The organism is Acidovorax sp., from assembly GCF_016783915.1.
Taxonomy (GTDB): Bacteria; Pseudomonadota; Gammaproteobacteria; order Burkholderiales; family Burkholderiaceae_C; genus Acidovorax.
The window spans coordinates 1-9,557 of the sequence record NZ_JADHVT010000167.1 but is presented as its reverse complement, the minus strand read 5'-3'; the positions used below and the strand labels follow the sequence as shown (position 1 = coordinate 9,557).

General features: G+C 64.7%; 11 protein-coding genes. 8 read left to right on the top strand and 3 right to left on the bottom strand.

Annotated elements, in window-relative coordinates; all coding sequences use genetic code 11:
• The 3 genes from ISS20_RS21175 to ISS20_RS21165 form a co-directional block, all read left to right on the top strand.
• Window positions 1–1,436, top strand: a 1,436-nt coding sequence (locus tag ISS20_RS21175) for a cryptochrome/photolyase family protein (protein WP_291439293.1), incomplete at its 5' end; no start/stop codon positions are given.
• A gap of 69 nt (window positions 1,437–1,505) precedes the next feature.
• Entirely contained in the window at window positions 1,506–2,216 is a 711-nt protein-coding gene (locus ISS20_RS21170) for an SDR family NAD(P)-dependent oxidoreductase (protein ID WP_291439291.1), read from the top strand.
• A 134-nt stretch (window positions 2,217–2,350) separates the two neighbouring features.
• Window positions 2,351–3,376: a phosphotransferase gene (locus ISS20_RS21165; RefSeq protein ID WP_291439289.1), complete on the top strand. Its 1,026-nt coding sequence runs from the start codon at window positions 2,351–2,353 to the stop codon at window positions 3,374–3,376.
• A 43-nt stretch (window positions 3,377–3,419) separates the two neighbouring features.
• Here the strand turns inward: ISS20_RS21165 and ISS20_RS21160 are convergent, their stop codons facing one another.
• The 3 genes from ISS20_RS21160 to ISS20_RS21150 form a co-directional block, all read right to left on the bottom strand.
• Window positions 3,420–3,587, bottom strand: a complete 168-nt coding sequence (locus ISS20_RS21160) for a hypothetical protein (protein WP_156379521.1) — start codon at window positions 3,585–3,587, stop codon at window positions 3,420–3,422.
• 128 nt (window positions 3,588–3,715) lie between these two features.
• The gene (locus tag ISS20_RS21155) at window positions 3,716–3,964 is read right to left on the bottom strand and encodes a DUF2805 domain-containing protein (RefSeq protein ID WP_056747101.1); all 249 of its coding nucleotides are present in this window, start codon (window positions 3,962–3,964) and stop codon (window positions 3,716–3,718) included.
• A 111-nt stretch (window positions 3,965–4,075) separates the two neighbouring features.
• Window positions 4,076–4,957: a LysR family transcriptional regulator gene (locus ISS20_RS21150; RefSeq protein WP_291439285.1), complete on the bottom strand. Its 882-nt coding sequence runs from the start codon at window positions 4,955–4,957 to the stop codon at window positions 4,076–4,078.
• 112 nt (window positions 4,958–5,069) lie between these two features.
• On the opposite strand from ISS20_RS21150, the gene ISS20_RS21145 reads away from it, so the two are divergent.
• The 5 genes from ISS20_RS21145 to ISS20_RS21125 all read left to right on the top strand — a co-directional run bounded on the left by ISS20_RS21145 (window position 5,070) and on the right by ISS20_RS21125 (window position 9,480).
• Window positions 5,070–5,768, top strand: a complete 699-nt coding sequence (locus ISS20_RS21145) for a class I SAM-dependent methyltransferase (protein WP_291439283.1) — start codon at window positions 5,070–5,072, stop codon at window positions 5,766–5,768.
• Between the two features lie 216 nt (window positions 5,769–5,984).
• The gene (locus ISS20_RS21140; protein WP_121942516.1) at window positions 5,985–6,410 is read left to right on the top strand and encodes a hypothetical protein; all 426 of its coding nucleotides are present in this window, start codon (window positions 5,985–5,987) and stop codon (window positions 6,408–6,410) included.
• A gap of 174 nt (window positions 6,411–6,584) precedes the next feature.
• Entirely contained in the window at window positions 6,585–7,385 is an 801-nt protein-coding gene (locus ISS20_RS21135) for an alpha/beta hydrolase (RefSeq protein ID WP_291439280.1), read from the top strand.
• 71 nt (window positions 7,386–7,456) lie between these two features.
• The gene (locus ISS20_RS21130; protein ID WP_291439278.1) at window positions 7,457–8,335 is read left to right on the top strand and encodes an alpha/beta fold hydrolase; all 879 of its coding nucleotides are present in this window, start codon (window positions 7,457–7,459) and stop codon (window positions 8,333–8,335) included.
• Between the two features lie 98 nt (window positions 8,336–8,433).
• Window positions 8,434–9,480, top strand: a complete 1,047-nt coding sequence (locus ISS20_RS21125) for an AAA family ATPase (protein ID WP_291439276.1) — start codon at window positions 8,434–8,436, stop codon at window positions 9,478–9,480.
• Window positions 9,481–9,557 lie beyond the last annotated feature (77 nt).

Below are 9,557 nucleotides of genomic sequence, written 5' to 3'. Positions count from 1 at the left end.
AAGTGCGGCAAGAGACCGACTATGTGCTGCACCACGCGCAAAAGATCCTCGCCATCTTTGCCGCCATGCGCGACCTGGCCCGCCACCTGCGCGAGGCGGGGCACCGCGTGCGCTACGTGGCGATTGACGACGCCAGCAACCGCCAGTCGATGCCCGACAACCTGGCCGCCCTCATGGCCCACTACGGAGCGCAGACGCTGCAATACCAGCACCCCGACGAATGGCGGCTGGACGAGCAACTGCGCACCTGGGGTGCCGAGCAAGCCTTTGCCGTGCAGGCCGTCAGCAGCGAACACTTCTATACCACCCGCACCGAAATGGCCGAGGTGTTCCTAGGCCGCAAGCAGTGGCTGATGGAGCATTTCTACCGCCGCATGCGCCAGCGCCACAGCGTGCTGATCGACGCAGCGGGTGAGCCCGAAGGTGGGCAGTGGAACTACGACCACGACAACCGCAAGCCCTGGCCCGGCACACCCGCGCTGCCGCCCGATGCCCGCCCCACGCACGACCACAGCGCACTGTGGGCCACCCTCCAGGCCGCAGGCGTGCAAAGCTCTGGCAACCCGCAGGCCCATGCACTGCGCTGGCCCCTCAACAGGGCCGAGGCACTGGCGTGGCTGGAGCACTTCATCACCACCACGCTGCCGCACTTTGGCGCGTACGAAGACGCCATGAGCACCAAGAGCGCGCGGCTCTTTCACTCGCTGCTGTCCTTCGCGCTCAACACCAAAATGCTGCGCCCGCACGAGGTGGTGCAACGCGCCCAAGCCGCCTACCGCGCAGGCACCGCGCCCCTACCCGCCGTGGAGGGCTTCATCCGGCAGATCCTCGGCTGGCGCGAATACGTGCGCGGCATCTACTGGGCCCACATGCCCGGCTACGACGAGCGCAACGCCCTGGGCCACAGCACGCCGCTGCCAGAGTGGTTCTGGACGGGCAACACCCGCATGCGCTGCATGCAGCACGCCGTGGGCCAGTCGCTGGAGCATGCGTACGCCCACCACATCCAGCGCCTCATGGTCATCGGCAACTTTGCGCTGCTAGCGGGGCTCGACCCCGCTGCCGTGCACCGCTGGTACCTGGGCGTGTATATCGATGCCTTTGAATGGGTGGAAGTGCCCAACACCGTGGGCATGAGCCAGTTTGCCGACGGCGGCCTGTTGGCCACCAAACCCTATGTGAGCAGCGCCGCTTACATCGACCGCATGAGCGACTACTGCAGCGGCTGCCACTACGACAAGAAGCAAAAAGTGGGTGAGCGTGCCTGCCCGTACAACGCGCTCTACTGGGATTTTTTTGCGCGCAACGAAGGCACGCTGGGCAACAACTTCCGCCTTGGCATGGTGTTCCGCCAGTTGCAGAAGATGCAGGGCCCTCAGCTCGATGCGCTGCGCGAGCATGCGGCGAGCCTGCGCACGCGTCTCGATGCACTGTAGCCCGCCAGCCGAATCACCCACGACACTTCACCGCAGAGCCACGCCATGCCTCAAGTACCGCCTGCCGCAATGCCGTTCACTTTGCAGTCGCTGCCGGATGGCTACCGCGCCCTGGTCATCGGCTCCACCGGCGCCATCGGCAGCGCCTTCCTCGCCCACCTGCAGGCCGATCCGCGCTGCGCCTTGGCCGTGGGCCTGGGCCGCCACACCCAGCCGGCCGTCGATTTGGACGACGAGGCCACCATTGCCGCCGCCGCCCAGCAGCTCAAGGCCCAGGGGCCGTGGCACTGCATCATCCACGCCGCAGGCCTGCTGCACGGTCCCCACGGCATGCCTGAAAAGCGCCTGGGCCAGTTGAACTACGCGCAGATGGAAGCCACCTTCCGCACCAACACCTTTGGCCCCGCGCTGGTGCTGGCCCACTTTGCACCGCTGCTGCCCAAGCAGGGGCGCGGCTTGCTGGCGGTGCTGTCGGCCAAGGTGGGCAGCATTGGCGACAACCGCCTGGGCGGCTGGTACAGCTACCGCGCCAGCAAGGCCGCGCTCAACATGCTGGTCAAAACGGCGTCCATCGAAGTGGCCCGCACCCACCCGCAGGCCGTGCTGGTGGCATTGCACCCGGGCACGGTCAATTCAGCCTTGTCGGCCCCGTTCAATGGTGCGGAGATTGGCCGCCCGGCGGCTGATGCGGCGGGCGACATGCTGCGGGTGCTGGATGGGCTCACACCCGAGGAGACGGGCAGCTTCTACGCCTACAGTGGCGCGCCACTCCCCTGGTAAGCGTGGCGCGCGGTGCTATGGTTTTGGTACTGCTTTGGTACCAGCAGTAAGCGCTGGCAGGCCTTTTGCTCAAAGGCACGCCATGTGCCACTGTCCGTGCGCGACCGCCGTATTGCTTGCATGCAGAATGCCGCATGCATTCAACCCCATCGCCCGACACAACACTGGTTGCCTCCCACACCACGGCCGCAGCCGCGTCCGTGGCGCAGTGGGTAGAGCGCCACTACGACCTGCCCGTGCAGCAGTGCTACCTGATCCGCCGCAACCTCAATGACAACTACGCGGTGCGAGCAGCGGATGGCAGCCGATACGTGGCAAGGCTCTGCGCCATCCGACCGCGCGGTCCGTTCAATGTGGATTTTGAGCTGGCGTTGTTGGCTCACCTGGAGGCGCAGGGCGTGGGCGTTGCCTCTCCGGTGTTGGCTGCGAACGGCACGACCAGCGTGACCCTGCCGTTCCCCGAGGGCCCACGGGTGCTGGTCCTCTTCCGCCACTGCGGCGGCGCCGTGCCCGATACGCCCGAAGACCTGTACCTGACCGGCTCCACGCTGGCACAGATTCACAGCGCCGCGCAAAGCTACACCGGCCCCGCAAGCTTCTACGTGCTGGACGGCCACCATCTGGCGGGCCGCACGCTGGAATACCTTGCCGCCCATCCTGAGCTGGCCCCCACCGTGCTGGATGCCTACCGCGAACTGATCCATCGCCTTCTGGGTGAGTTGGCGGATGTTGAAGGCACCTTGACCCGCGTGATGTGCCACGGCGACACGCATGGCTTCAACAACCATGTGTACACCGATGCCAAGGGTGTGCGCCGCGCCGCATTCTTCGACTTTGATGACGCCGGGCCAGGGTTCCTGGCTTATGACCTGTGCGTATGGCTGTGGTCGAACCTGCCGCGCAAAGCCCCCATGGAGCCCGACGAAGCCCTGCTGAAGCGCTGGCAGCAGTACCTGTCTGGCTACCGCGCAGGCGGCGGCCATGTCACCGATGCTGACCTCGCCGCCTTGCCGCTCTTCGTGCAGTTGCGGCACCTGTGGAACATGGGGGAGGGCGTGGCGCGCATCCACCACTGGGGCGCCAACATGATGTCTGCCGACTGGATCAAGAAGCAGCCGGATGTGATGGCCGCGTGGGCCCGGCTGGATTTGCCCGCCTGATGGGCCTGCACTGAGCCCTGATGCGTTGCGCAGGCACCCAGGCTCAGGTCATGTGGCGTGGAGCCACTGGATGCGTCAGTTGCTGCGCATCGCTGGGGTCTTGCTCCAGGCTGTACGGGACCGAGAGAAAGGCCACGCTGAACACAAAAAACAGCGTGGCGGACACGGCCCGGGCGATGGGGAGCACAAAGTTCTTGAGGTCAGTGTTCATGGTGGTTCCTGCTGCGGCTAGAGGTGGAGAAGGGTCGGGGTCAGATGCCGCCTTGACCCTTGCCGCCATGTTGCCGGTACCAGGCTGAACGGGTGCTGAACAGGTGCTGGGCGGCGCTTGCCCACCGCCTACTTGTAGTTCTCCCTGCGTTCCCCAAACTCCCTCACCCGCTTGCGCCACGCCCTGTAGCTGCCCGGCGCCAGGTGCGTGCGCATCAGCACCTTGACTTGATCGTGGTGCAGACCATGGACGGCGCGGATTTGCGCAAAGCTCACGTGGTCGCTCAGCGCCATCTGGATGATCTCGCCCACGGTGGCAGCGTCCAGCGGCGCGCTCGGGTGGGTGCTCGGCAGGTCGGCGGCGCGCGGTGTGGTCATGGTCAGAGTGTTCAGGTGGTGACGCGAGGGTAGTGCGCCTGCTTTCACCTTGCGCGGCAGTGGCCCTTTCACCCTTGCCATGCAAGTCCTCCCTGACCCTTTTGTGTGCGTTCAGCGATCTAACGACAGCCCCTCGGCCAGCGCCTCAAACACCACCCGAATCCGCCGCGATGTGCGCAGCTCTCGGTGCGACACCAGCCAGACGGGAAAACGCACCGGCGCCACATCGTCCAGCACGCGGACGATGCCCGGCGTTTCGCGGGCGATCTCGTCCATCATGGCGCCGATGCCCATGCCCTGGCGCACCAGCGCCCAGTGGGCCGCGGTGTGGTCGGCGTAGCAGGTGAAGTTGTCTTCGTTCAGGCTCAAACCGTACTGACGCAGATACGCAAGGTACTGGCCGTTGCGGTCTGAACCCACAAACTCCGCATTCACAGCGTCCTCCGCGCTGCGCGGGTGGCCGTGGGCCTGCACCCAGCTCTCCGATGCGTAAAAGCACGCCCTGGCCTCGCGCACCAGGCGGGCGATCAGCTCGGGCTGCTCGGGCTGAACGTGGCGGATGGCTATGTCGGCCTCGCGGCGCAGCAGGTCGCTCAGCGCGTTGGAGGCGATGACTTCCACGGCAATGCCTGGCTCCTGTGCCCGCAGGCGTTGCAAGAGCGGGGGCAGCAAGTGCGTCGCCACTATATCGGTGGCTGACACCGACACCACGCCCCCCACTGCCTGCGACCGCCCGCTGGCGGCCAGTCCCAGGGCCTCTGCAGCAGTGCCCATGGCGCGGGCATGTTCCAGCAGGTCCAGCCCCGTGGGCGTGAGCACCATGGATTTGCCCACGCGCTCAAACAGGGTCACGCCCATCTGCTGCTCAATGGCGGCCACCTGCCGGCTCAGCGTGGGCTGGGTCAGGCCCAGCTTGCGCGCGGCGGCAGACAGCGAGCCGGTCTGCGCCGTTTGCAAAAAAGCCTTGAGTTGGTTCCAGTCGAGGTTATCCATGCGTAAACGTATATGTTCACTGCAATTTACCGCAGTTTCCTGAGCTTCAATGCATGGATAGCATCTGGGCTCTATACCTCGCTGCTTCAGCACTTCACCCGGTTTGCACACCATGTCGTCTTCTGCCATTGCTCCCGTCTCCCGCGCATTGCCCTCCGCCGCCACCCCGCCGGCTGCGTCAGCCAAAGCGCGCTTCTGGGACCGCATTGCACCCAAGTACGCCGCCGACCCCATTGCCGACCTGGCAGGGTACGAGGCTACCTTGCAGCGCGTGCAGGGCCTGCTGTCGCCCCAGCATGACGTGCTGGAGATTGGCTGCGGCACGGGCAGCACTGCGCTGCGCCTGGCGCCATTCACCCGCAGCCTGCTGGCCACCGATGTGTCGTCGCAGATGATCGCCATCGCCCACCAACGGCTGGCCGCGCAACCGTCTGCAGCCCTACGCTTCGCCGTGGCCGACGCAGAGGCCATGGCCCCAGGGCCAGAGGTGTACGACGCGGTGCTGGCCTTCAACGTGCTGCACCTGATGACCGACCTGGACGATGCGCTCAGGCAGCTGGTGAAGGTGCTGCGCCCGGGTGGGCTGCTGATCTCCAAGACCGCCTGCATCGCAGAGATGAACCCGCTGATCCCCTACCTGGCCGTGCCTCTGATGCGTGCCATTGGCAAGGCCCCTCCGGTGTTGTCCTTTGACGAACAGCGGCTCCGCTCAGCCATGGTGCAGCAGGGCCTGCAAATCGTCTGCAGCGAGCGGCATGGCACGCGCGGCAAGGACATCCGCGCCTTCATCGTGGCCCGCAAACCGGGCTGAGTTTTACCCACCCACTTCACACAGGCTGGCGGCTTTACAAGGCCGCCGGGCGGAGCTTTGCCCACGCATGCGCTACCGGTCCTCTGTGTTCATCCCATGGACTGCAGAAGGGTGCCCTCACATTCGCTTTGCTGCGGCCCTGCCGTCATCACACACCTCTTTGCCCACACGGCTTCGCCCGGTCACCCACCACCTCCCATCACCGCCACTTACACCATGAACCATCGCAACCACCCCCTGTCTCTCACCTCCGCCGCTGGCCTCGTCGCAGCCGTGGCATTCCTCACCGGCTGCGCGTCCACCCTCGACCAGGCGGGCCTGGAGCAGCGCACTGCGCAAGCCATTGGCCGCACGGCCGGCCAGTTCACCATCACCGACCGGCAGGAGGAAACCGGCGGCCGCATCAACTACACCGTCAACACCCGCGACGGCGCCAGCTACCGGTGCTACCTGTACGGTGCAACGGGCTTTCAGAAAGCCATGAGCTTCGGCCAGACACCCCATTCCGACGCCGTCTGCACCGCCATGGTGGGCGGCGCGGGCAATGGTGGCGCCCAGGCTCCGGCAGCGGCCGCTCAGCCACAGGGCCGCGCTGCGGCCAAGGAATGCAATGCGCTGCTGCGCACGGCGGGCCGCTGCTAAGAGCGGCTCACAAAAATCTTCTGGCGTCGTTGCTGTGTCTTGTCGTACTGCTCGTACTGCCTGCGACACAGCGCCTGGCCAGAACCGCTTCGCTGAGCTTTGTTAGCCGCTCTCAATGGCACCGCGCTGCTTTGGCCTGCGGGCCATGAACCTGTATGCAAAGGATTTGAGACCATGAACCGATGGCACTGGGTCAGCTTGCTGCTGGCAGTCTGCTTGAGCGGTTGCGCAAGCTTGCCCGGCGCCACCACCGACACGGTGGACGGGCGCACGGTCGAATACGTGCAGGCGGGGCAGGGCACCCCGGTGGTGGTGTTCGAGAACGGCCTGGGCGCCCGGCTGGACTGGTGGTCCAAGGTCTGGCCCGACACGGTGGCAGAAACCCGCGCGCTGGCCTACAACCGCGCGGGCTACGGCCGCAGCGACGCGTCCCCCCAGCCGCGCGAAGGCACGCAGGTGGTGCAAGAGCTGCGCGCCTTGCTCAGGGCCCGCCAGCTACCGCCGCCCTATGTGCTGGTCGGCCACTCGCTGGGCGGCCTGTACATGCAGCTGTACGCGCGCCAATACCCCGCCGAGGTGGCTGCGCTGGTGCTGGTGGATTCCACCCACCCTGAGCAGATGCGCGGGGCTGGCAACCCCGACCTGTGGCCGACATGGCTGAAAGTGGCCTTCCGCCTGGGCACCTCTGACGTGGTCAAACAAGAGCTGGCAGCGCTGGATGCCACCGGGCAGCGCGTTGTCAGCCTGCCGGTTGACCCCGCTGTGCCCGTGTTTGTGCTCAGCGCACTGCAAACCCCCGGGGCCTCATCTGCGCTGGCCGAAGAGGTGCGCCAAAAACGCGCCGACTTTGCCCACCTCTACCCCGGCTCCACCCAGGTGTGGGTGGACAGCGGGCACGGCATTCCGCTGGAGAAGCCCGAAGCCGTGGTCAGCGCAATTCGCGCCGTACTGCAGGCGGCCCACGCGCCACGCTGAAAGCGGTGGCGGCCACGCCTGTGGCAATTTCATCGTGGCGTGGCAACCAAACCCCGTGCCAGAATGAAACGATGAGCACCACCACCTCCTCCTTCCAGTCCAACGCAGACGGCACCCAGGTCACCACCTACACCTGGGCCCAAACCCCGGGTCAACCAGTGGGCGTCGTGCAAATCTCTCACGGCCTTGCCGAGCATGGCGAGCGCTACGACCGCTTTGCGCGGGCCCTGAACGCCGCAGGCTTCATCGTCCACGCCGTGGACCATCGCGGCCACGGGCGCACGGCAGGTGGCAAGCTGGGCGACTTTGGCAGCGCTGGTTTCAGCGGCCTCATTACTGACGTGGCCCAGTTCGGCGCGCTGCTGCGTGCGCAGCATGGGCCGCAGCAGCTGCCGCTCTTTTTGTTCGGCCACTCCATGGGCTCGTTCGCAGCGCAGGCGGCCATCCTGGACCACTCCTCCACCTGGTCCGGCGTCATCCTGTCAGGCTCCACCGCCCTCGACCTGTTCGCCGCCGCCATGGCCAACGCCCCCGCCGATGCGCCCGCTGGGCTCGCGGCATTCAACGCAGGCTTTGAGCACCGCACCGGCTACGAATGGCTGTCGCGCGACGCCGCAGAGGTAGACGCCTACGTGGCCGACCCGTGGTGCGGCTGGGACATGCCGGACGACGTGATCCCTTCGCTTTTCGCACCTGCGCCCCGGCTGGCCGACCCCGCGCTGCTCGCGCGCATCCGCAGCGACTTGCCCGTCCTGATCGCATCCGGCGACGCAGACCCGCTGGCCGCAGGTGGGGTGTTGATTCAGCAACTGGGGCAGCGGTATCGGGATGCCGGTGTGGCCGATGTGACGGTCAAGGTGTACCCGGCGGCGCGGCATGAAATTTTGAATGAGACGAATCGGGAGGAGGTGACGGGGGATGTGGTGGCGTGGCTACGGGATCGGTTGTAGAGGGCGTAGTCGAGGCTCGGCGCCGTGGTGACGATTTAACAGATGCCTGTCCTGAATATTGCAAATAGCCTGAAAACCACTATAGGGAGACTGAGTCGATGATCAATCAGATAGACATAGCCAGCTTTGGCAGCTTCCAAGGTTTGGACTGGAAAAAATCGGTCAAAGACAGTGGCAGAAATGTTCAGTACTTCAAGCGTCTCAACGTGCTGTACGGGCGTAACTATTCTGGCAAGACAACCCTTTCGCGCGTCTTTCGTTCGCTGGAGACTCGCAAACTTCCTCAGAACTATGTTGACTCGGCCTTCACCCTGACAGGTGACAAAGGTGTTGTCTCCCATACCGGCTTGCTAGCCCACAACTACGACGTGCGGGTCTACAACCGCGACTTCGTCACCGACAACCTTAGCTTTCTGGTCAATCAGGAAGCTGGTGGCGTAATCAAGACCTTTGCAATAGTCGGTGAGCAGAACAAAGAGATTGACGACGCCATCGCCGCGATTGAAGCCAAGCTTGGCAGCGTGGAAGGCAAGGCAGGGCTTCGGTTTGATCTGGAAGCCAAGAAGAAAGAGCGCGATCGCACCAAGTCTGCCCACACAAATGCGTCCAGTGACCTAGAAGAGAAACTACGCGTCCATGCCAATGAAAAGATCAAGAAGAACCGTCAGTACGGCAGTGCTGTCTACAACATTGGATCTATCAGAAGCGACATTGCATCCACCAAGAAGGCTGGCTTTGTCGCCCTTACGACTGAGCAGCAGGCCGTCAAACTGAGTCTGCTCAAGCAGGAAGCCCTGCCTGACATCACTGGCACCTTGGCTGTTACCCTCAAGCTGGAGTCCTTGTCGGCCACAGCCGAACCGTTACTGTCTAAGACGATCACGCCAACCAAGGCCATTGAGGAACTGCTCAAAGACAGCGCCTTGCAACTCTGGGTCAAGCAGGGTATGGGGCATCACCGCGAGAAGCGCGATACATGTGCCTTCTGCCGACAGGATCTGCCGCACGACATTTGGCAGGTGCTCGATGAGCATTTCAGCAAGGAGTCTGGCGATCTGGAAACAGCCTTGGATGCCTCTATCAAGTCCGTCCTGAACAATTCCGTTTTTAGCAGCAGACCGGACAGCGGTCACTGGGTGCGGTGAGCAGTGCTGTGATGACCGCCTGCATCGACAGCCCGAATCGGGCGCAATAAAGCCGCAGCGCGGCCAGGATCAGGCGC